Source organism: Dyella acidiphila (genome assembly GCF_014863405.1).
In the GTDB taxonomy this organism is placed as follows: domain Bacteria; phylum Pseudomonadota; class Gammaproteobacteria; order Xanthomonadales; family Rhodanobacteraceae; genus Dyella_B; species Dyella_B acidiphila.
The window spans coordinates 236,366-257,981 of the sequence record NZ_JACZZA010000002.1 but is presented as its reverse complement, the minus strand read 5'-3'; the positions used below and the strand labels follow the sequence as shown (position 1 = coordinate 257,981).

The following is a 21,616-nucleotide window of genomic DNA, read 5'->3' as shown; positions in this document are numbered from 1 at the left end:
CATGAGTGGCGATCCGTTTTTTTTGCTGCGGTCGCGGTGAGCGTGGTTCGAGCGAATGTCCTGGAAAGAGCTTCCTGATCTGCTGGCGGTCGGACTGCTGATCTACGCCTTCATCTCGGTGGCGCGCCCGGCCGGCGCCCCTATCACCCGGCTGTGGCTGGCCGGGTGGATCTGCGTAGAACTGCATTTCGCCGCCTACTCGTTCGTCGACCTGCCGGGTACACCGGGCATCGTCGCCGACATCGTCGGCACTGCCGCCCTGGTGTGGTGCGCGCAGCTGTTTTTCTGGTCGATGGATCCCAGGCCCGAGCAATGGGGCAGCCGCTGGCTGTTCTGGGCGATTTCGGCGGTTTACACGCTCTATCTTGCGTTGGCGACGCTGCCGGTGCTGCCGGCAGCGCCGATCATGGCCGCCACCGCCAGCTTGTTTGCGCTGGTGCCGCTGGCGATCGTCACCGCCACGCCGCGCGCGCAGCGGCCGCCTAGCCGCTGGGTGGCGGTGGTGCTGAATGCGGCGCTGGCGGCCGCCTTGCTGCATTGGCAATTCTCGCCGCACGGCCCCGACCTGATGTTCGTGCTGCCGTTGTTCGTCACCTATTTCATCTGCTGCCTGCAGTTCGCGTTTTCCAACCAGCGCAAGACCGGCGGCTTCGTGGTCACCGTGCTGGGCCTGCTGGCGTGGTCGCTGGTGTTTCCGCTGGGCATGGCCTTCGACATTCTGCTGCCTACCGCGAAGGTGGGGCCGGAGGTGTGGAACCTGCCCAAGTATCTGGTGGCGGTGGGCATGATCCTGCTGTTGCTGGAGAGCCAGCTGAAGCAGAACCAGCATCTGGCCTATCACGATGCACTGACCGGGTTGCCCAACCGGCGCCTGTTCCAGGACCGGATCAGCGGCGCGATCGAGCGTGCGCGCCAGCGCAATGCCACTACCGCGGTGCTGGCCATCGACCTGGATGGCTTCAAGGAAGTGAACGACACGCTCGGCCACCATGCCGGCGATGAAGTGCTGCAGCAGGTGGCGCGCCTGTTCGCCACCCGCCTGCGGCGCATCGATACGCTGGCCCGCACCGGCGGCGACGAGTTTTCGGTGATCCTGGAAGGACCCATTTCGCGCGGCGAAGCCACCGCGGTGGCCTGCACCCTGAAGCGTCTGCTGGATGCGCCCATGACGGTGCGCGAGCAAAGCACGCAGATCGGCGCGAGCATCGGCGTGGCGATGTTTCCGGACGATGCGCAGACGCCGGAAAACCTGTCCATCCTGGCCGACGAGCGGATGTACGCCGCCAAGCGCAACGGTGACTGCAAAGTGCAGACGGCCTGACCACGCTGCCGAACCGAAGCCGGGCATCGCACGGTCTTGCGATCCGCTTTTTTGTATCCCTGTTTGCTAAATTTCCACAGCCGACCCTGCGGATGCGGGGCTGTCGCGCGCTGGCCAGGGACGGTACGTCAAGGCTCGATCTTGCAGACCGGGAAATTATGACCGCACTGTCCGAACTCCAGGCTCGGCTCATCCAGGCGTTCAATCGCCATGACTGGGCCGTGGTAAAGCAGCTGGCGCTGCAATTGCAGCCGCTTGCGCCGACGGACGCGATGGCGCCTTTCATGGGCGGCGTAGCGCATATGCAGCTGCAGCAGTTGCCGGAGGCGGCGCACTTGCTGGGCCAGGCCATGCAGCTGGAGCCGGCGCGAGCCGAATATGCGGTGGAATATGCCAAGTCGCTGGCTTTGATGCGGCGCATGCGCGAGGCGCAGGAGATAGCGCAAAAAGCGCTGGCACTGGGACCGGTACATCCGGCAACACTCAATACGCTGGGCGTGGTGTTCAGTCAGGCGCATGCACATGCACTGGCCGTGGAGGCATTCCGCCGCCAGGTGGCGGCGCTGCCCAATCAGGCGCAGGCGCGCTTCAATCTGGCCTATGCGTTGACCGTGATGGGCGACGAGGCCGAGGCCGAGCGCGAGCTGGAAATGTGCATTCGCCTGGATCCGCGTTATTGGCAGGCGCATTGGACGCTGGCGCAATTGCGCCGGCAGACGCCGCAAAGCAACCATGTGGAACGCTTGCGCACCCTGCTTGCGCAATATCCGGGTCAAGCCGCGGCGCAGCTTTATGTGAATATGGCGCTGGGCAAGGAATGCGACGATCTGGGCGACTACCCGGCGGCGTTCGAGCACTACCGCCGCGGCAAGGCGGCCGCGAGTGTGGCCGGCAAGCAGTCGGCGCAGCGCGACGAGGCCATGTTCAAGCGGCTGATGCAGAGCTTTCCCGCCGGCGCGGAACACATCGCCGACGGCGCACACGGCAGCGCGCCGATTTTCATCATCGGCATGCCGCGCAGCGGCACCACACTGCTGGACCGCATACTTTCCAGCCATCCGGCGATTTATTCGGCCGGCGAGCTGCAGGATTTTCCGGCTACCTTGCAGCGTGTTTATGGCGGGGCCACGCCGATCCTGCTCGATCCGGATTTGCCGGCGCGCGTGCGCCAGCTGGATTGGACGCAGCTAGGCGAGCGTTATCTCGATGCCACCCGTGCGCATGCCGAACAGGCGGCGCATTTCATCGACAAACTGCCGCACAATTTTCTTTATGCGGGCTTTATCGCGCGTGCCTTGCCCGGGGCGAAAATCATCTGCCTGCGCCGCGATGCCATGGACACCTGCCTCGGCAATTTCCGCCATCTGTTCGAGCGCAGCACGTCCTACTACGACTATTCCTTCGACCTGCTCGACACCGGCCGTTACTACGCCGGCTTCGATCGCCTGATGGCGCATTGGCAACAAGCGCTGCCCGGGCGCGTGCTGGAAGTGGCGTATGAAGATCTGATCGACGCGCAGGAAGCCACCATCCGCACCCTGCTGGATTTCTGCGGCTTGCCCTGGGATGACGCCTGCCTGCAATCGGAGCGCAATGCGGCGCCGGTCAATACGCCCAATGCGTGGCAGGTACGCGCGCCGGTGTATCGCACCGCGATCGGGCGGTGGCGGCACTATGCGCCGCAGCTGGAGGAATTGCGTCAGCTGTTGGCCGAGCAGGGTGCGCTGTCACCCGGGGATTAGCGCAGTCGCGGCGTATCGCTGAGGCTCAGGCGTGGGCGCCCGGCCGAGAGATCCAGCCGCAGCTGGTGATATTTCACCAGATAGCGAACACCGACTGCGGCGGACAGCAGGCCCGCGACAGCGCCCACGCACAGACCCCAGCGCGGACCGAAGGTGTCGGCCACCCAACCGATCATTGGCGCGCCCAGTGGCGTGCCGCCCATCACGATCGCCAGGAAGATCGCGATCACCCGGCCGCGCATCGCCGGCTCCGCCGACAGCTGCATAAAGCTGTTGGTGGAAGTGGTGAAGGTTTGCGCGGCCATGCCGATGCCGACCAGCACCACGCCGAACAACCAGTAATCGGGCAGCAGCGCGGCAATGCCCAGCAACACGCCGAACACAGCGGCCGACAGCGGCAGCAAGGTGAAGTACGGCCGTGCGCGATGCGCCGCACGCAAGGCGCCGATCACCGTACCGATCGCCATGGTCGAGGTAAGAAAGCCGTAGTGCCCCGCGCCGATATGGAACACGCTGACCGCCATGGTGGAAATAAAGATGGCGAAGTTCAGGCCGAAGGTGCCGAACAGAAACAGCATCAGCATGATCGCCCGCATATCGGGCCGCGCCCACACATAGCGGAACCCTTCCAGCAGGCTGGCGCGCGTGCGCTGGGCGCGGTGTTGCGGATGCAGATCGCCGATGCGCAACAGGGTCAGTGAATAGAGCACCGCCGCAAACGACACCGCATTGATCACGAACACCCAGCCGCAACCTACTACCGCAATCAGCAGGCCGGCCACCGCGGGGCCGATCATGCGCGCGGCATTGAACGAGGTGGAATTGAGCGCTACCGCATTGGAGAGATTTTCCTCGCCGACCAGCTCGGAAATAAAGGTCTGACGCAGCGGTGCATCGAACGCGGTAACGCAGCCGAGCAGGAATGCAAACACATACACCTGCCACAGCTGCACCAGTCCGGTTACGGTAAGCGCGCCCAGGCTGAGCGCCAGCGTACCGAGCAAGGCCTGGGTGACGAACAGCAGTTTGCGGCGATCCATATGATCGGCCACGAAGCCGGTCAGCGGCAGCAACAGCAACTGCGGGCCGAATTGCAGCGCCATCACCACGCCGACGTCGGTGGCGTTGTTGTGCGTGAGCTGGGTCAGCACCAGCCAGTCCTGCGCAATGCGCTGCATCCAGGTACCGACGTTGGATACCAGCGCACCGGCGGCCCAGACGCGGTAGTTGTAGCCACGCAGCGAGCGGAAGGTATTTTTCATCGAGACTGCGGACCGGAAAGGGGAGGTATGGCGATCACGGCTCGACCAGGCGCTTGAGCAGCGGCAGCGCTTCGGCGAGCTGTTTTTGTTCGGCCGCCGACAGCTTGCTGTGCATGCTGTGCGCCAGCCAGTCTTCGCGCGCTGCGCGATGGGCCTTGATCCATGCACGGCAGGCCGGCGTCAGCGAAAGCAGGATCTGGCGCCCGTCGGTGGGATGCGCCGCGCCGTTGACGAAGCCGACCGCCTGCAGCGCGGCGACGGTGGCGCCCATCGATTGCGAGCGCATGTGTTCGGCCTGGGCGAGCGCGGTAACGGTGGCCGGTCCATCGCGTTCCAGCCGGAACAACACGGAGAGCTGCGATGAGCTGAAATCGCCGGTGCTGGCTTCATCGCGCAGCCGCCGCCTGAGCTGGCCGAGCAGTTCGCGCAAGGCGACCGCGGTGGCGGTGGTGCGTGGCGAAGGCGGGCGGGTCTTGTCCATCGCGCCATTCTGCCAGTTATGAAGCAAAACTACAAAGTTTACCTTCGTAATTTATCGCGCCGGTTCCCGCCGCGAGGCTCAGGTATCGGCGTGCAGGTAGCCGATCTTCTTGTGCTTGGGCAGTTGCTTGATCGCCCATTCGGCGCGCGAGGCGGCGGCACGGTCTGCGTAGGGCCGGGCGCCGACCAGCCGCAGCGGTGGATGCGAGCGGGTGTAGCGGGCGCCGCGTCCTTCCAGGTGTGCCTGATAACGGGCGGTGAGATTGTTGGTAATGCCGGCATACAGCGAGCCGTCGCGGCATTCGATCAGATACAGGTACCAGGGCGCGTCATCGGGGCATGCATTCATGGCGGCGATGGTAGCCAAGCCTGGTGCCGTACGTGCAGGTGGCGCCGGTGGTGCTCAGCTTGCGCTGCGCACCGTGGCGGCGGCGTGCACGTGACCGGCGACGGCCGGCGCGGCAACCTTGGAGGTGAGCATGGAGCCGAAGGTCAGCACGCACAGCAGCAAGGTGGCGGCGAATAGGCTATGCAGCATCAGGGTCTCGAATTTCATGGCGGTTCTCCTAAGCAAAGTGATGGAAGCCTTCGCTGGGTATATGGCAAGCCCTGTGCCAACCCGTGCCATGCGTGAAAAACCGCATGGCAAAGCCATTCTTTCGCTGGCGCCTCGGCGCGGCCGGTTGTCCGCGGACGGTCTGGACGTCTGACCGGACATGCCGCGGACAGCGGACAGCACGTGAGGGTCTTGTGAAGATGGCATGGCTGCACGGATATGTGCAGAATCGACCTCCATTCGGCAGGGTGAGGCGTATGCGAATCGGATTCGCTGTTCGTAGTGCGGCAGGGTTGCTGTGCGTGCCGCTGCTGGTGGCCTGCGGTGTGCGTGTCGTGAAAGAGCAGGCGGCGGCTTCGTTTGTCGATACCGGGCAAAAGGCGCTTACCTCGACGCGCCAGTTCTACCAGGACCTGGTCAATGCCAATGGCAGCTACAACAGTTTTCGCTGGGCGGTGGATCCGCAATGCCCGCTGCTTTCGCCCGGCGAGCGGCTGACCGCGCCGGGCCTCGACGACCCCACCGCCTTGCCGTTGGCGATCGAGCGGTTGCCGTCAGGCCGCCCGCCGCGTGCGTGTTCTGCCTATGTCGCCGAGACGTGCCGGCACGATGCGGGTGGCCTGCGTTGCCATCCTGCGGCGGGCACGGTCACGGCCAACGGATTCTTTTGCCCGAGCGACGCTGCGCAGGCCTGCGCACCTGCGCTGGCCACGGCGGACTGGAAGCGCGTTTCCCGCTATAGCGACAATCCGCTCAATCCGTCTTCCAGCTACGTGTCGCTGGCCGACAGCGATTTTTCTGCCGACACCGCCAGCATCCAGATCCTGACCAAGTATCTGGATTCACTCGCTGCACTCGCGCGCAATCCGGATCAGGATCTCTCCACGGCACTGGGCGGCGATGCCGATGCACTGCAGGCGTTGACTCAACATCTGCATCCGGCGGCAACGCACAAGACAGCCACGGCAACGGCCAAGACGAGTAGCGCATCGTCCACGGCCGCCACCTCCGGCGCGACGGAAGCCAAAACAAAGGGCGATCTCGCCGCACCGCTGGCATCACTTGCCGGAGGCATTAAAAACACCATCAGCCAGGGCGGCTCTGCCAGTGCCATTGCGAAAGTGTTGCGCCAGCCCGGCATGCAGGATCAAGTCAACGCTGCGATCGAGCAATTGGCGCGTGCGGTGGACAGCAAGTTCTGCACGACGCAGCCGGTGGATGCCTTGCGCAGCGCGGCAGATATCAACAGTTATCTGGGTTTCGGCTATGGGCCGAACGATTTGCCGGCACGCGAAGCGCTGGTGAAGCAGTCGATCGGCTACAAGTCGCTGGTCGAATCCAACCTCAAGGCTTGCGAGGATGCGCAGCAGGCCACCGCCGCCGATCCGTATGGCACGTATCACCCGGCGTCGCCGGCGGCGATCCTGCTGTTGGGGGTGAAGCGCGCCAACGATGCGCTGGTCAAGGAAATCGTCAATGGCGAACTCAGCGATGCGCAGCGCAAGCAGGCCCTGAAGATCAGCTTCGACGAATTTGCCGCGGCGGCCGAACAGGTGGCCAGTCTGGCTACCAGTCTGCAAGAGCTGTGATCGATGTCCCTCTTCGTATTGTCTGGAATGAAGCGCGATGAATACTTCTAGTCCCGCATCCGGCCTGGCAGCACTGCGCGACCAGCTGGCCAGCTGTGCAACGGCGTGCGCAAGCGCTGCGCAGCGGGCGGTGGATCCGCATCTGCAATCCCGCCTGGCAGCGTTGTCCGGCCAGGTCGACGCGATGAAGACGCGGGTCGACGACTGCATCCAGGCGAATGCGCAGATTGCTTCGGCGATGCTGCAAGCCCTGACCAGGCAGGCCGGCAGTGCAGCAGTGGCCATGCAGGGCGCCACGGGCGACGATGGGTTCTATCAGGCGATGCCTGCGCTGCAACGGCTTTGCGCAGCGATCCAGAAAGAGCTGCCTGCAGCGTAATGTTTGCCCCCGGTACGACACGTTTCCGTGCATGGCACGAAGTGCAGTGCGCGCCCCAGATCCCGTAGCAGGGATGTTTGCAGAAGAGCTTGTTTGCTTTATTGACGAAATGCCAATCTGACAAGGAGTTTGTTATGAAATTTGCATTGATGGCGTTTGCCGTGGTCGGTCTTGCCGGGATCTCGCTTGCGCCGCGCGCCGCCATGGCCACGGCGACGCCGGCCAGCTGTTATCAGGGATATGAGCAGTGCATCGCCGAGGGCGACATGCCCAACAAACAGGCTTGCGAGTGGGCCTACCAGGCGTGCTTGAAGATTGCCCAAGGCGGTGGCCGTGCGCCGGTGGCCGCGGTGGACAATCCGCAGGGCGGCCTGAAGTAATCGCCGTACGCTCGACAGCGTTCCCGTTCTGCGGGAACGCTTTGCGCCAGCCTCAACGGCGACTGCCGTGCACCATCGCCAACAACTCGTTGCCGCAGATCAGCTCGATCGGCTTGCCGTTGACGAAGCGCTGTGCATCGTCGGTGTAATGGCCGATCGCAATGATCTTCACGGCATTGGCGTGATGGTGAAACATCAGGCCGTACATCTCGCACACCAGCTTTACATCCACCAGCCGCGTACGCCATTGCCGGCAGCGCACCAGGGTTATCCGGCCGTCTTTGTGCAGGATCAGGTCGACGCCGCCGTCGTTGCCGCCCATGCTCGTTTCGCGCACGCTGTAACCCTGCTGCCGGAAGGTATCGCGCATCAGCATTTCGAAGGTGCGCCAATCCAGCGCGCCCAGTGCACCCAGCCCGGTCTGCATGCCCAGCAAATGGCGGCGGCGGCGGTTGTCCAGGAACGAAATCAGCGCGGCCAGCCAGCAGGCGCCCAGCAGCAGCCAGGCGATCGGCGCATAGGTGCCGTCGGCCAGCGTGGTGCCCAGGGTTTGCCCGACCGGGCCGCCAAAGGTCGACATGCACCAGCCCAGGCCATAGCGCACGGCGGCATAACCGGTCACACCGAGCACGATGCCGGCTTGCCACGGCAGGCCGGAGACCATTGGGATTCCGCTGTCTTTGCGCCTTGCCACCGCTCCCCCTGAGCACCCGGCTGCGGGCGGCCATGCCACCTGCAGATTGTTCACGTGCGTATGTTTTTATCGGCGTAGTGCCGTCGGGCGTAGAGCAAGCAGGAACTGGGCCAAGCGCGGGCGCGGCGACGGCAGGGCATACCTATCGAAAACCATCCGCATGAGGCTGGCGGAAGTATCTGTTTTCCCTGATACGGGGCGCCGGCAGGACCAGGGCGCTGCGCGGTATTCCGGTGGGCGATCCGGCCGGGCTGACTCGCTGCGTCACCCCGCGGGCGTCGGGTAATGACCCAAGTGGATGTGTGTCGCAGGCTTGACCTGCAGCGGCGGCTACAGGGCGACTTTCAAACGGTTCAAGGCAATGCCCAGCGCGATCTTGTAGCTGGCGACGGTGTCGCCGTTGATCACCACGGTGGCGAGCGGGCCGCGGCATGCATGCTCGGCGGCTTCCAGGGTGTTGTCGCAGTCGTCCTGCACTTCGATATACGGCATGGCCAGCGCATCGAGCGCTGCGCCGAGTCCGGATTCCGGCTGGGTCTGCACCTGTCCGGCCAGTTCGCCGGGCGCCAGCAGCATGAACTCGGTAGTCTGCGGCCGCGCCGTGCGAATGCGTGCCACGAAATCGCGCAGACCGTTGCAAGTGCATACCTCCACCGTGCGTCCCGCCGACAGGGCGAGTTGCTTGAGATGGCCCAGCAGTTCCTTGCTCAGCGAGCGCGAAGTGGCATGGGGGCCCTGGATGATCATGATGGTCACGATGGCAGGCTCTGGCGGCGAAGACTGGGGCGATATGTTCCAGCCGACGCCGATAAAGGCGCTATAAGCGCGCCACCGCGCCGCGTAAATTTTCCGCAATTTATTGTCGGGCGCAGCGCCTTCTGCACGGGAAAGGCGGATAATGCATAGCCAGCAAGGCCATCGTCGGATTCCCTGACCCATCGCCTGATCACTGCCCCCATCCAGCCAAGCCGCGCACACGTGCCAACGTCGCGCCGGCACTCGCCACCCATGACTCTTTACGCCACCATGCCTCCCATCCAGGGGGAGAACGCCATGCCTAGGTCCTTGCGCGAAGTCCAGGTTTTTCCAGCTGCCGCCGGCGCAGGCTGACGCACGCGTTTGTCCGGTGACGGCACGCGCCGTACCGGCCTTATGACTTCCATCTTCAAAGTGTCTGCAGACGGGCCGCCGCGTAGCGCGGTGCGTTATCTGCTGCGCACGTTTATTTGCTGCCTAGCTAATGGAGATCGTCCATGTTGAATTTACCTCCCAAAGGTCCGAACAGTTTTTCCGGCCGCTTCGGTGTCGGTGGCCTGCTGCTGGCGATCGTTATCGTGCTGCTGCTGGTGAACAGCGTATTCGTGGTATCGCCCAGCGAAGAGGCCGGCACGCGCTGGCTGGGCGGCACGCCGATGACCACTGCGCCGCTGACCACGGGCGTGCATTTCAAGGTGCCGTTCTTCGAGTCGGTGGATCGCCTGCAGACCAGCCGTTCGGTCTATACGCTCAATGGCCTGGATGTCTACACCAATGACAACCAGAAGGTGACTATCGACGTCAGCCTGATCTACCAGATTCCCAGTTCCGCCGTGATGAACCTGCTGTATCACATCGGCCGCGCCGGTGCGGTGGATATCGAGGCTACCGTGCTGCCGGTGGTGCGCGACCGCGCGCTGGCGGCCTTTGCGCAATACAACACGCTGACCATTTCCGATCAGCGCGCGCAGATCACGCAGCAGATGCGCAAGGATATCAGCGAAGCCTTGAGCCGCCTGTTCGGCGTGGACGTGATCGACGTGCAGCTGGTCGGCATCCACTACTCGCCGATCTTCGATCAATCGATCGAGGAAGCTGTGCGCGCCAAGAACCTCGTCGTGCAAGCCGAAAATACGGTGGCGCAGAAGAAGTTCGAAGGCGAGCAGAAAACCGTGACGGCAAGTGCGGAAGCGGCCGCCGCCGTCGAGCGCGCCAACGGCGAGGCGCAGGCCACGGTGCTGCAGGCCCAGGCCCAGGCCAAGGCGATCGATACCGTCGGCGAGGCGCTGAAGGGCAATCCGGAATATGCGCACTTCTATGGCTTGCAGCATTGGAACGGCAGTCTGCCGCAAGTGGTCGGCGCCGGTTCGATCCCGATGATCGACCTGAGCAAAGGGCAGGATGCGGGCAAGTAAGGCGCCATGCCGCCCTCTGCACCGGCAGAGGGCGGCAACGCCGTCACGCACTCAGGTATTGCGCATGCTGGCCATGATCCCGGCTACCCGGCGCACCGCCGCTTCGGAAAACGCGCGGTCCGGCGTGAGGTCGGGGTTGTTGAAGTTCCCGCTGTCGCCGAAGGCCTGCACCAGCAGACCGTCGCGGCGTGGAATCACGTTGACGTTATGCGCTACCAGCATGTAGTTCACTTCCGGCTGCGGGATCAGGCGAGCGGTCTGGCCGCGCACGGGAATGATCGAGTTGTCGTTGAACAGGGCGCGCGCACCGTAACCCGTGGCATTAATCAGGGTGCGCTCCGGCAACGCCATCAGTTCGTGCGGATGATGGAATTCGCGCACGACGATTTTGCCGCCGGCCAGCTGGAAATCGGTCATCAGCATGCGCGCATAGTTGGTGATGTTGAACATCATGGTGCTGAAGCGCCGCACCGGCTCCGGAAACGGTGTGCTGCCTTCGGGCAGGTCGACCGATTGCGGCCCCAGGTCGTTGATGCGCTCGCTGAAGTCGGCGTAATCGGGCTCGTCGGAAACGTTTGGCAATTGACTGGCCGCGGTGAGCACATGGTAGCCGTCGATCCATTCGACCGGTTCGCCCGGCAGGCCCAGCAGGCTCTGGTATTTGGTAAAGGACGTGCGTGCCATCTGTTCCCAGCGATCGCCGAAATCGGCGGCGTGCTGTGCATCGCAGATGCGCGAGTCCGGCGTCCACAGGCCGGTGGCACGCATCGAGAACACATCCGGCGGCAGCGCCTTGGCGTAGATGCGTACCGACAGGCCGGCACGCTGTGCCAGCAGGGCCGAGGTCAGCCCGAGTGCGCCGCAGCCGATCACGCCCACTTCGCGCACGCCGGTGTCCTGCGCCATGCGCACGGCCAGTGCACTCGAACCCCACGACAGCGACCAGCCACTGCCGCCGTGCCCGTAGTTGTGCACGATGGCCTTGTGATCCAGTTTTTCCAGCTCGATGCGCGGACCGGCGGCGCGGAAGGGGCGCGTGCAGACATAGACGCCGGTGATGCGATCCACCTGGGCGCGGATCTGTGCCAGTTGCGGCGCTGCCGGGGCCAGCCGTGCGGACGGCGGCGCTGCTGCCGCCGGGGCGCGAGGTAGTACGGCTTGCCTGGCGCAGCCGGCCAACCCGGCGGTAGACGCCAGCGCCAGCGTGGTGCTGGCCTGGCGCAGAAATTGACGTCGTTGCACGGACATACTCCCTTATGACGTGGAAACAGCACGGTTGGCAGGCAACGCGTTGCTTGAGTCGGCGAAGCGTAACCCAGGCGACACGCGCCGGCACAGCGGCGGAAAACCGGTGTCAGCGATGCGAACCGATGCCGGGATGGCGTGCAGCGGGTGCGTCAGCTTTGTGAAAATGATACTTGCAGCAAACTTGCGCGTGGGCATTGCCGGCCGTCACCACGCGATGATCTCGCCTGCATGCGCGCAGCGTCTTTCACATCCCCTCAACGCCACGCGGAACTTTGCCTTGCTGTTATGGCGCTTTAAGGGCGGCAAGCTGTCAAGCAGCTGTCGAGAAAAAAGCGGCCGCGCGGCAGCACACGCTCGGATCATGTTTGTGAGTGATGTGTACACGCGTATCCGCTTTACGCGCGCGCGTGCACACTGATGAACTGCACCTAATTTCGGCAGCATTGCGCTGAACGCAAATGCTTGACGCTACTTTGCGCGCTCAATAATTTCGATGCGTTCGCCAAGGGAGTCGGCGGCGAACGATTCCATGGCGACGCGCATCTGCATCCGTCGCTCGAGCGCAAGATCGGCGTTGCCTGCGTCGGGGACGCAGGGGGAGCGGCAGCCTACCGGGCTCGGGGAATCGCAAGGCACTTTCCAAACCAATCGGAGTCGCGTGCGCGCGACATGTCTTGTCATGGGGTTTTACGCGGCCCCAACGGGGTCGCTTGCCTCAAATTCAGGAGTAAAGAAATGCCGAGTCATCTTCGTCTCAAGTCGTTGATCATTGCCCTTGGCGTGGCCACTGCCGCATCGGCGTTCGCCGCATCGCAGGGCGACACCGCATCCATGGTCGCCATCAAGCACGCCACGGCATTGCGCCAGGGCGATACCGTGGTCGGGCCGCTGGCGTTTGCGCAGCCGATGCATATCGTGGTGTCGCTTAAGCTGCGCAATCAGGCGCAGCTGCAGTCGTATCTCGCCAAGCGCGGCCAGAAGCCGCTGAGCTCCGCGCAGTTCAATGCGCAGTACGCACCGACGCAGGCACAGGCGCAGGCGGTGGCGGATTATCTGACCCGGGCCGGCTTCAGCAAGGTGAGCATTGCGCCCAATCGCATGCTGGTCGAAGGCTATGGCCGCGCCGATACGGCGCAGGCGGCATTCGGCACCAGCTTCGTGCACGTGCATACGCATGATGGCCGCGACGCCTACGCCAATGCCAGCGATGTGAAAATCCCCGCGTCGCTGCAAGGCACGGTGCTGGAGGTGCTCGGCGTGCAGACCGTGCATGTGGCGCATACCTTTGCCCACCGCATCAATCCCAATGCCGTGCACAGCAACGCCAGCGGCTCGGCCGTGGCGCACAACCCCACCGATTTCAATGCGATCTACGGCGCCAGCAGCCTGTCGCCGGCGACTTCGATCGCGGTGGGGGTGATCACCGAGGGCAGCATGAGTAACGTGGAGAGCGATCTGCAGCAGTTCGCTTCCAACAATAACCTGGCCACCATCAATGTGCAGGTGGTGGGCAGCGGCAGCAGCGATACCAGCGGCGATGGCGAGTGGGACCTGGATACGCAGGATATCGTCGGCATCACCGGCGGGGTGAGCAAGCTGGTGCTGTACGACGCCACCTCGATGAGCGATTCGGATCTCACCACCGACTACAACGCGGTGGTATCGGCCAATGCCGTGCCGGTGATCAATGTATCGCTGGGCGAATGCGAGAGCGACGCGCCGACCAGCACTGACGACCAGATCTTCGAGCAGGCGCAGTCGCAGGGCCAGACCTTCTCGGTATCCTCCGGCGATTCCGGTGCGGACGAATGCGGCAACGGCGGCATCACGCCCAGCTATCCGGCCAGTTCGCCGTATGTGGTCGCGGTGGGCGGTACCGAGCTGTATACCGGCGGCACCACCACCTGGACCAACGAAACGGTGTGGAACAACCTCAGCTCGAACGAAGGCGCCACCGGCGGCAGCCCCAGTACGATCGAGTCGATTCCAAGCTGGCAGCAGGGCGTAGGCCAGAACGGCAGCTCGCAATACCGCGGCGTGCCGGACGTTGCCTTCGATGCCAGCCCGGATACTGGGTCACTGGTGATCGTGGACGGGCAGGCCAATCAGCAGATCGGCGGCACCAGCCTGGCCTCGCCGCTGTTCGTGGGATCGTGGGCGCTGATCCTGCAGGCCGACGGCAATCTGGGCTTTGCCGCGCCGCTGTTGTACCAGGATGCAGCGTCCAACTATGCCAGCGATTTCCACGATGTGACCTCGGGCAACAACGATGGCGAAACGGCTGCGGTGGGCTGGGACTACACCACCGGCTGGGGCAGCCTGGTGGTGGGCAATGTTGCTGCCAATCTGAAGCAGTAGTGTCTTGGCTCCCTTCCCCGGCAACGGGGAAGGGAGTGCTTCAACACGTGCGCCACCGCGGCGCTCTCGTATTCAGAGCCCGACGACGCGCTCGTCGGCATCGCCGGAAATATTGATGACCACGCGATTGCGCCCATCGCGTTTGGCGCGATACAGCGCTTCATCGGCGGCCATCAGCAACTGGCGCAGGTCATGGCCGTGATAGCGGGTGGAGGCGATGCCCAGGCTGGCCGAGAGCGGAATCTCGCGGCTGTCATCGCTGGATACCGCGCAGATGGCGCGGCGAATCTGATCGGCGCGTTCCATCGCGTCTTCCATCACGCATTCGGGCAGCACGATGCAGAATTCCTCGCCGCCCAGGCGGCCGAATATGTCGTTGGAATGCAGATAGCGTTTGCAAATGGCCACCACGCGCTTCAACGCCTGGTCGCCGGCGGCATGGCCGTGGGTGTCGTTGATCGCCTTGAAGTGGTCCAGGTCGATCAGCACCAGGCAGGTGCATTGTGCGGACTTGCTCGCCTCGCGCAGCACCCGCTCGGCCTCGGCGATAAAGTGCTGGCGGTTGAAGACGCCGGTCAGGCCATCGCGGCGCGACATGCGCATGAAGCGCAGTTGCGAGCGCTTGGTGCGATACAGCCAGAACGCGACCGAAGCCAATACGGTCAGCAGCAGCACGATGTACAGGCGGCTGGTTTGCATCGCCTTGAAGTCCAGTGTCTGCTGCAGCTTCAGGATCTTGTTGCGCTGGCTGAGCGTATCCAGCTGCACTTTCTTGGTATCGATCTGCTGCTTGACCGCCTGGTAGGCCAGCGCCTCTTTGCTGACATCGTCCAGATGCCCTTTGTTCACGTCCATGTATTTTTCGTGGTAGGCCAGCGCGTTGCGCAGATCGCCCTTCTTTTGCGCGATCTGGTACAGCAGCTGATAGGCGTGATCCAACGGTTCGATGAAGTTGCCCTTGGTGGCGAGGTCCAAGGTGGCGTCGGCATATTTTTCCGCGTGGGCAGCGTCGCCTTTTTTCCAGTAGGCCATGGCCAGCAGATCGTTGTATTCGGCTACCAGATTCAGATAGCGCACTTTCAATACATCGGCGTAATTGTTCTGCAGCAGGCTGATGGCGTCGTCGGGCTGGCCTTGCTGGATGGCGTAGTTCGCCATGTCGCGCCGGATCGTATCCGCGCTCAGGCTGTCGCCGGCCGTGACGCAATCGGCAACGCCGTCGCGGAACTGCGCGGGCAGGGTGCTCGACTGTCTCTGACGCAGTTCGGCATGCAGCTTTACCATCGTGCCGATGCAGGTGTATTCGGCACCTGGATTGTCGAGCAGGATATCGTCGGCGTAGGTGATGGCCAGGTCGTACTGGCCGGCCTCGGTCAGCAGCTGGGATGCTTCGGCCAGCACGTGGAAGCGGGTGGCCTTGTTGCTGATGTGCGGCAATTCCTCCAGCGCCTGGTCGAGATAGGAGAACGCCTCTTCATAGCGGTGCTCCACGCCAAGGATGTTGATCAGCGTGCCCTTGGCCTGCATGCGGATGTTGGTGTCGGGCGCCTGCCGAGCCACGGCGGCGAGCAGGGATCCGGCCTTTTCGTTCTGCCCGGTATAGGCGGCCTGCCAGGCTTCCAGATAACGCAAATGCCAGCGTTGTGCATCGGACAGCTGGGCATCCCGGTGTTCGAGCCGGTCGATCAGTCCGGCGTAGCCAACATTGTCGATGGTCTTGATGTCATCGGCGCGGGCGAACAGCTGTGCAGTGTCATCCTGGGCCTGCGCGGCGAACGGCACGACGCACGCGAACAAGATCGCTGCCAGCCATGCCCGGCCGGCGGCGCGCATGCCTGGACAAATGACGCGGAGCGCGGCGCGCTCCGGCGGTGCCTGGCGCGACCTCACTTCTCGGTCGCGTAATTAAACGGTTCGCCATCCTTTGCGATATCCGATATGCGGCCGGCCATGTTGCGTTCGCCGCCTTTGGGCGTGGGCGCACTCGTTGCGCCATAGCCGGAAATATTGATCACCACGCGGTTGCGTCCATCGCGCTTGGCACGGTAAAGCGCCTCGTCGGCGGCGGCCAGCAGGTCGCGCAGGTCGTGGCCGTGATGCGCACTGGAGGCAATGCCCAGGCTGGCCGAAATCGGAATGTCCTGGCTCTCGTCGGCGGAAGCCGAATAGATCGCACGACGGATCTGCTCGGCCCGCTCGATCGCGGTTTCGGCGCTGCAATCGGGCAGCAAAATACCGAACTCCTCGCCGCCGAGGCGGCCGAATACGTCGCCGGACCGCAGGTAGCGCTGGCATACCGCCACCGTGCGCCGCAGGACCTGGTCGCCCACGATATGTCCATGCGTGTCATTGATCGCCTTGAAATGATCCAGGTCGATCAGCAGCAGGCTGGCGCAGCGCGTAGCCTTGGCGGCGCTGCGCATCGCCTGCTCGGCTTCGTCGACAAAATGCTGGCGGTTGAAGATGCCGGTGAGGCCGTCTTCGCGCGCCATGCGCATAAAGCGCAGTTGCGAGCGCTTCAGGCGATACAGCCACAGGCCGATCGATGCCAGCAAGGTCAGCAGCAACACGATGTAGAGCCGGCTGGTCTGCACGGCGTTACGATCCAGTGCCTGCTGCAATTGCAGGATCTGGTTCTGCTTGTTCAGCGTGTCGAGCTCGGTTTTCTTCGCGTCCACCTGCTGCTTGACCACCTGATAGGCGAGCGCTTTCTCGCGCACGTCATCCAGGTGGGCATTGTCGGCGCTCATGAATTTTTCGTGGTACATCAGCGCATCGCGCAGATCGCCTTTCTGTCGGGCAATTTGATAGAGCAGCTGGTAGGCACTGCTGAGCGGCTCGGCGAATTCGCTCTTGGAGGCGATGTCCACCGTTGCCACTGCGTATTTTTCGGCTTGTGCGAGATTGCCCTGTTTCCAGTAGGCCTCGGCGAGCAGTACGTCGTATTGCGAGGCAAGGTCCTGGTACTGCAGTTTCATCATGCCGCTGTAGCTGTTTTGCAGCAGCGCGATGGCCTCGTCGCTTTTGTCCTGCTCGATCTTCAGCGCGGCGATGTCGCGCCGCAAGGTGTCGGCAGACAAGGTGTTGCTGTTGGCCAGGCAAGTGGTGACGGCATGTTCGAGCAAGGACAGCAGCTTGTCGGTGTGCGGTCCCTTGTGGAATTCCGCACCCACCCTGATGCGCATGCCAGTGCAGCTATAGCCGCTGGCGTCCGGTATCTGCAGGAGCTGGTCGGCGTAGTTGATCGCCAGGTCGTATTGGCCGGCCTCCGTGAGCAACTGCGCGGCCTCGCCCAGCACCAGCTGGCGGGTGCTGTTGCGCGTGATGTTGGGAAGTTCGTCCAGCGCTTGGTCCAGGTAGGCAAACGCTTCTTCGTAGCGATGTCCCAGGCCCAGGATATTGATCAGCGTGCCGCGCGCCCGTTCGCGCAAATCATCGGTGGGCGCCTGCTTGGCAATCGCTTCGAGCAAGACGCGCGCCTTGTCGTTCTGCCCGACAAAGGCGGTCTGCCAGGCTTCCAGGTAGCGCAAATGCCATTTGTCCGTCTCCGACAGCGAGGCGGACTTGCGTTCAAGCTGTGCGATCAAGCCCACGTAGGCGGTGTTGTCGAGCATCTTCAGCGGCGTGTCGGCGCGGGCAAACAGTTGCGCCGTGTCGTCGGTCTGATTGGTGGCTGCGGGCGCGATGCCCGCAACCATGCTCAGCAGCAGGGTGCCTGCTGCCAAGCAAATCCGGCGCTTGATGCCGGTGGTGCCCATGGCTCGTTACGGCGAAGAGCTTGACGAAGGAACGGGCGAGCGACCGGCATGGGGTGCCTTGTGCTCGTCGTGAGTTTCATCGTCTTCCTCTTCCTCCTCCTCGGGTTCGGGTTCTGCCGGTACGGGCACTTCGTGCGGCCCGGGAAGCTGTTCGCCGTTCAACTGGATCTGCCCCAGCAAGGCCTGCAATCCGGTGCTGTCTTTGGCCAGAATCGCATTGCACATCGGTGCTTCGATTCCTTGCTCGGCCAGCGTCTGTGCAATGTCTTCCAGCGATGCATCGCGCCAGCGCGCATCGCTGCCCATTTGTTCCAGAAAATCGACCACACTCGACATCGAGCTAACCCCTGTTTTCATCAGCTTATTTGCGTTTCCCCTGGCGCCCTCGCCGCGTAGGTCCGAGAGCCGCGGGGCGCCGCCCATCATAGCCTGCCATGGAGTCGCGCGCGGCGCGGACCCGGCGGACTCAACCATCCACCTCGTTCCGATCCAGCGCATCCAGCCGCTTGAGGACATCGGCATCCACCTGCAGCTCGCTGGCAGGTGGCACGACCAGCGTATCCAGGGCCTTGATGTCAGCCCCCGGCAAGGCCGCCAGGGCCAGCCGCCGGATATGCGGCGACTGGATCGGCAAGGTAGCGGCCTGGTAGAGGATCACCTCATGTTTCAGGGGATAGTGGCGCGCCAATACGTCTACCAGCACCTGCCGGTAGGCCGGCCCGGTGGCCACGCGGCGGTTGGTGTTGTCACCCGCCAGGCCTACCTGCCACAGGATCAGCCAGGCGGACGGATCGATCTGGCGCCGGTAGATCATGAACTGGCTGGTGGCGAAGTACTGGCAGCCATGGCTGCCGGGGTCGATGCCCAGGTCGGCGTAGAGGCAGTCCGCGGACGAGATGCCGGGCTCCATGTGGGCCGGGTAGCCTTCGCTGCGCGCCACTTCGATCGCCTTGTGCGGCGCCCAGGCGAATACGCCCGGATGGCCGTAGAACACCCCGCATACCCGCTTGCCGGCGCGTACTTCGGCGAGCATGGCGGCGACCATCTCCTGGTAGGTTTCCACCCGTGATTTGCCTTCCTGGTAATACGGCTGCAGGCTGCGGGCATCCTTGTTCATGCCCTTCAGCCACAGCTCCACGACCCCGTCGGAGACGCCCATGAAGATCACATCGGCCTGCTCGATATGGCTGCGGGCGAGGGGGCTGATATGCGCGCCTAGCGTGATGCCGATCCCCACGCAGACCAGGCTGCCCCCGGATGATGCCTTGTTCAACGACTTACCCCTGCTACGACTACCTGGGCAGTATTGCGGGTCGAAGGATGCTGGTCGAGCGACATTGGTCATTGCGGGGATGGGGTGAGCGAGCAGGACGAACTGGATCTTTGGCGCACCGGCCGGCGCGGGCGCACCTTTGTCTACGTGCTGCCGTGCCAGGGCGAGGACCTCACCAAGGTCGGATTCACCCATGATCCGGTGCAGCGCCTGCGCACTTTCTACCCGCGCTTTTTCACGCTGTTCGATCTGGACCGAGGCCTGCTGGTGGAAACCGGGCGGCTGGCCGAGGCCCGGCGCATGGAACGCCTGCTGATCGAGCGCTGGCCGGCGCACCGGGCCAGCGCCCCCTTGCTGGTTTCGGCGGCGGCAGGTGGCCATACCGAGTGGTTCCGGGGCATTGCCGAGGAAGCGGGCACATTCGCCGGGCGAATCGCCGAACGCTATGGCTACCGAGTGCACGCACCGCTGCGCGACTGGCTGCACCAGCGCTTCGCCGAGCGCGCCGATGCCTTGTTCGAATGGTCCTCGCGCATGCTGGCAATGATCGAATGGCAGGTGCTCAACCTGCCGCCGCCGGCCCAGGACGGACGCTATGCGCAGGCGCTGGGCGATACGCTGGACGCCTGCGCGGCGGCCGGCATGGACCTGGCCGCACTGCTGCCGGCGGAAGTCATGGCATGGCAGCGGCGCCGCTGCTGACACGATGCTGTCAGCAGGCCTCGCCCACGCTGTGCGCACCTTTCCGCAACGAGCACGGACATGCCCGCATCGAATCTTGTTTTCTACGCCACCCGCCCCGGTTTCGGCATGCCCGATACCAGCCCGTTCGTGCTCAAGACGGAAGTGCAATTGCAGATGGCCGGGCTGGCCTACCAGCGCGAATCGACCATCCCGCCGCTGGCCCCCAAAGGCAAGGTGCCCTACATCGTCGACGATGGCGAAGCGGTACCCGATTCCACCTTTATCCGCGCGCATATCGAGCGCAAGTACGGCGTGGACCTGGACGAAGGCCTGGATGCACGGCAGCGCGCCGAGGCCTGGGCGATCGAACGGCTATTGGAAGACCATCTGTATTTCGCCATGGTCTGGTTCCGCTGGATCGTGCCGGAGAACTTCGCCAAAGGGCCGGCACGCTTTGCCGACAGCGCACCGGAATCAGAGCGCGAAGCATTGCGCTGTCAATTGCAGGAGCGCAAGGAAGCCGATCTGCGGGCACATGGCATCGGTCGCCATAACGGGGAAGAGATCGCCAGCCTGGGCCGGCGCTCGATCGATGCGCTGGCCGCGTTGCTGGGCGAACGCAGCTATCTGATGGGCGAGCGTGTCAGCAGCGTCGATGCCACCGCTTTAGGGGTGTTGGCCTCGATTCTTACCCCGTATTTCGACACGCCGCTGCGCCAGACCTTGCTGGGCCATCCCCGCCTGGTGGCCTACGTACAGCGGATGATGCAGCGCTTTTATCCGGATCACGCCTGGGCGCCGCTGGCGGCGTAAAGGGCCGGTTGCATGGGCGGCGAGTAATATAGGCAGTTCGCTAGTAGAGCTGCAGGAGGCCTTATGGCTACCGGATGGGCTGGCGATGGTGCCGTGCAGGACCAGATCGACGCCACCGTCAACGACGCCGTCCAGCGTGCGCGGCGGCAATTGCGCAAAGGCCCCGGCCTGACGCATTGCGAAACATGCGACGCCCCGATTCCCGCGGCACGGCGCGAAGCCGTGCCCGGGGTACGGCTGTGCGTGGCCTGCCAGCAGGAGCATGATGCCGAACGCAGCGCCGGGCTCTTCAACCGGCGCGGCAGCAAGGACAGCCAGCTGCGCTGAAAGGACCGCCGACAATGACCGAAACCGCGCGTGCACTGGCGGCCAAGCTGATCCGCAATATCAACACTGCCGCCACCGTGCAGGAACGGCGCGATCCGCTGTACGACACCGTGTGCGCACGCCTCGGCACGGGTACGGCGGCGAGCAAGCTCGGTGCGTCGATCGATACCGTCGCACCTGGCAAGCGTTCGTGCCCGTATCACTTCCACTACGCACAGGAAGAAATGTTCGTGGTGCTGGCCGGCAGCGGCACCTTGCGCGTAGCCGGGGAACTGCTGCCGATCACGGCCGGCGACGTAATCTTCATTCCGCCAGGGCCAGAGTATCCGCACCAGCTCATCAACAGCTCGGACGCGCCGCTGCAATATCTTTCGATCAGCACCCGCGAAAGCCCGGACCTGGTCGAATACCCCGATTCGGGCAAATATGCGGCGATCGCCCGCACGGACGGCGGCCACACGGTCAACCGGATCCAGCGAGCCGGCAGCGACCTCGACTATTGGGACGGCGAGCCCTGAACGGCGTGGACGCGCCCATGACATCGTTCTGCGCCGCTTGGTGATAGGCTCGGGCCATCCCCA

General features: G+C 63.9%; 22 protein-coding genes. 11 read left to right on the top strand and 11 right to left on the bottom strand.

Annotated elements, in window-relative coordinates:
- Nucleotides 1–55 precede the first annotated feature (55 nt).
- Both IGX34_RS05670 and IGX34_RS05665 read left to right on the top strand, forming a co-directional pair.
- Nucleotides 56–1,321, top strand: coding sequence for a GGDEF domain-containing protein (locus tag IGX34_RS05670; protein WP_192554717.1), 1,266 nt, complete (start codon nucleotides 56–58; stop codon nucleotides 1,319–1,321).
- Between the two features lie 158 nt (nucleotides 1,322–1,479).
- Complete coding sequence (locus IGX34_RS05665; protein WP_192554716.1) at nucleotides 1,480–3,063, top strand: tetratricopeptide repeat-containing sulfotransferase family protein; 1,584 nt, start codon at nucleotides 1,480–1,482, stop codon at nucleotides 3,061–3,063.
- Here the strand turns inward: IGX34_RS05665 and IGX34_RS05660 are convergent.
- The 4 genes from IGX34_RS05660 to IGX34_RS05645 form a co-directional block, all read right to left on the bottom strand.
- Nucleotides 3,060–4,325 (bottom strand): MFS transporter, encoded by a 1,266-nt coding sequence (locus tag IGX34_RS05660; RefSeq protein ID WP_192554715.1) that lies wholly within the window; start codon nucleotides 4,323–4,325, stop codon nucleotides 3,060–3,062. The genes IGX34_RS05665 and IGX34_RS05660 overlap by 4 nt on opposite strands.
- 34 nt (nucleotides 4,326–4,359) lie before the next feature.
- A complete protein-coding gene (locus tag IGX34_RS05655) occupies nucleotides 4,360–4,806 on the bottom strand; it encodes a MarR family winged helix-turn-helix transcriptional regulator (protein ID WP_192554714.1) in 447 nt (148 codons plus the stop codon).
- 78 nt (nucleotides 4,807–4,884) lie between these two features.
- A complete protein-coding gene (locus tag IGX34_RS05650; protein ID WP_192554961.1) occupies nucleotides 4,885–5,154 on the bottom strand; it encodes a GIY-YIG nuclease family protein in 270 nt (89 codons plus the stop codon).
- A 54-nt stretch (nucleotides 5,155–5,208) separates the two neighbouring features.
- Entirely contained in the window at nucleotides 5,209–5,361 is a 153-nt protein-coding gene (locus IGX34_RS05645; RefSeq protein ID WP_192554713.1) for a hypothetical protein, read from the bottom strand.
- Nucleotides 5,362–5,618: 257 nt separating this feature from the next.
- On the opposite strand from IGX34_RS05645, the gene IGX34_RS05640 reads away from it, so the two are divergent.
- From IGX34_RS05640 to IGX34_RS05630, 3 genes are all read left to right on the top strand, one after another.
- The gene (locus IGX34_RS05640) at nucleotides 5,619–6,950 is read left to right on the top strand and encodes a hypothetical protein (RefSeq protein WP_192554712.1); all 1,332 of its coding nucleotides are present in this window, start codon (nucleotides 5,619–5,621) and stop codon (nucleotides 6,948–6,950) included.
- 37 nt (nucleotides 6,951–6,987) lie between these two features.
- Nucleotides 6,988–7,329 (top strand): hypothetical protein, encoded by a 342-nt coding sequence (locus tag IGX34_RS05635; RefSeq protein WP_192554711.1) that lies wholly within the window; start codon nucleotides 6,988–6,990, stop codon nucleotides 7,327–7,329.
- Nucleotides 7,330–7,463: 134 nt separating this feature from the next.
- Nucleotides 7,464–7,709 (top strand): hypothetical protein, encoded by a 246-nt coding sequence (locus tag IGX34_RS05630; protein ID WP_192554710.1) that lies wholly within the window; start codon nucleotides 7,464–7,466, stop codon nucleotides 7,707–7,709.
- 52 nt (nucleotides 7,710–7,761) lie between these two features.
- Here IGX34_RS05630 and IGX34_RS05625 read toward each other — a convergent pair whose 3' ends face one another.
- Both IGX34_RS05625 and IGX34_RS05620 read right to left on the bottom strand, forming a co-directional pair.
- Nucleotides 7,762–8,373 (bottom strand): restriction endonuclease, encoded by a 612-nt coding sequence (locus tag IGX34_RS05625; protein WP_192554709.1) that lies wholly within the window; start codon nucleotides 8,371–8,373, stop codon nucleotides 7,762–7,764.
- 360 nt (nucleotides 8,374–8,733) lie between these two features.
- On the bottom strand, nucleotides 8,734–9,159 hold the full coding sequence (locus IGX34_RS05620; RefSeq protein ID WP_192554708.1) for a hypothetical protein: 426 nt from the start codon (nucleotides 9,157–9,159) through the stop codon (nucleotides 8,734–8,736).
- Between the two features lie 497 nt (nucleotides 9,160–9,656).
- Between IGX34_RS05620 and IGX34_RS05615 the strand changes: the two genes are divergently transcribed.
- A complete protein-coding gene (locus tag IGX34_RS05615) occupies nucleotides 9,657–10,574 on the top strand; it encodes a prohibitin family protein (protein ID WP_192554707.1) in 918 nt (305 codons plus the stop codon).
- A 51-nt stretch (nucleotides 10,575–10,625) separates the two neighbouring features.
- Here IGX34_RS05615 and IGX34_RS05610 read toward each other — a convergent pair whose 3' ends face one another.
- Entirely contained in the window at nucleotides 10,626–11,816 is a 1,191-nt protein-coding gene (locus IGX34_RS05610; RefSeq protein ID WP_192554706.1) for an FAD-dependent oxidoreductase, read from the bottom strand.
- A gap of 741 nt (nucleotides 11,817–12,557) precedes the next feature.
- Between IGX34_RS05610 and IGX34_RS05605 the strand changes: the two genes are divergently transcribed.
- Nucleotides 12,558–14,180, top strand: a complete 1,623-nt coding sequence (locus tag IGX34_RS05605; protein ID WP_192554705.1) for a S53 family peptidase — start codon at nucleotides 12,558–12,560, stop codon at nucleotides 14,178–14,180.
- 72 nt (nucleotides 14,181–14,252) lie between these two features.
- Here IGX34_RS05605 and IGX34_RS05600 read toward each other — a convergent pair whose 3' ends face one another.
- From IGX34_RS05600 to IGX34_RS05585, 4 genes are all read right to left on the bottom strand, one after another.
- Nucleotides 14,253–15,977 (bottom strand): GGDEF domain-containing protein, encoded by a 1,725-nt coding sequence (locus tag IGX34_RS05600; RefSeq protein ID WP_192554704.1) that lies wholly within the window; start codon nucleotides 15,975–15,977, stop codon nucleotides 14,253–14,255.
- An 89-nt stretch (nucleotides 15,978–16,066) separates the two neighbouring features.
- Nucleotides 16,067–17,905 carry a GGDEF domain-containing protein gene (locus IGX34_RS05595; protein WP_192554703.1) on the bottom strand — a complete coding sequence of 613 codons (1,839 nt, stop codon included), beginning with the start codon at nucleotides 17,903–17,905 and terminating at the stop codon, nucleotides 16,067–16,069.
- Nucleotides 17,906–17,944: 39 nt separating this feature from the next.
- Entirely contained in the window at nucleotides 17,945–18,295 is a 351-nt protein-coding gene (locus tag IGX34_RS05590) for a hypothetical protein (protein WP_192554702.1), read from the bottom strand.
- A 109-nt stretch (nucleotides 18,296–18,404) separates the two neighbouring features.
- The gene (locus IGX34_RS05585; RefSeq protein ID WP_225737255.1) at nucleotides 18,405–19,211 is read right to left on the bottom strand and encodes an SAM-dependent methyltransferase; all 807 of its coding nucleotides are present in this window, start codon (nucleotides 19,209–19,211) and stop codon (nucleotides 18,405–18,407) included.
- Between the two features lie 84 nt (nucleotides 19,212–19,295).
- Between IGX34_RS05585 and IGX34_RS05580 the strand changes: the two genes are divergently transcribed.
- The 4 genes from IGX34_RS05580 (at nucleotide 19,296) to IGX34_RS05565 (ending at nucleotide 21,553) form a co-directional block, all read left to right on the top strand.
- Nucleotides 19,296–19,913, top strand: a complete 618-nt coding sequence (locus IGX34_RS05580; RefSeq protein ID WP_192554700.1) for a GIY-YIG nuclease family protein — start codon at nucleotides 19,296–19,298, stop codon at nucleotides 19,911–19,913.
- Nucleotides 19,914–19,973: 60 nt separating this feature from the next.
- Nucleotides 19,974–20,708: a glutathione S-transferase family protein gene (locus IGX34_RS05575; RefSeq protein ID WP_192554699.1), complete on the top strand. Its 735-nt coding sequence runs from the start codon at nucleotides 19,974–19,976 to the stop codon at nucleotides 20,706–20,708.
- Nucleotides 20,709–20,771: 63 nt separating this feature from the next.
- A complete protein-coding gene (locus tag IGX34_RS05570; RefSeq protein WP_192554698.1) occupies nucleotides 20,772–21,035 on the top strand; it encodes a DksA/TraR family C4-type zinc finger protein in 264 nt (87 codons plus the stop codon).
- Nucleotides 21,036–21,049: 14 nt separating this feature from the next.
- Nucleotides 21,050–21,553, top strand: coding sequence for a cupin domain-containing protein (locus IGX34_RS05565; protein ID WP_192554697.1), 504 nt, complete (start codon nucleotides 21,050–21,052; stop codon nucleotides 21,551–21,553).
- The last annotated feature ends 63 nt before the right edge of the window (nucleotides 21,554–21,616 follow it).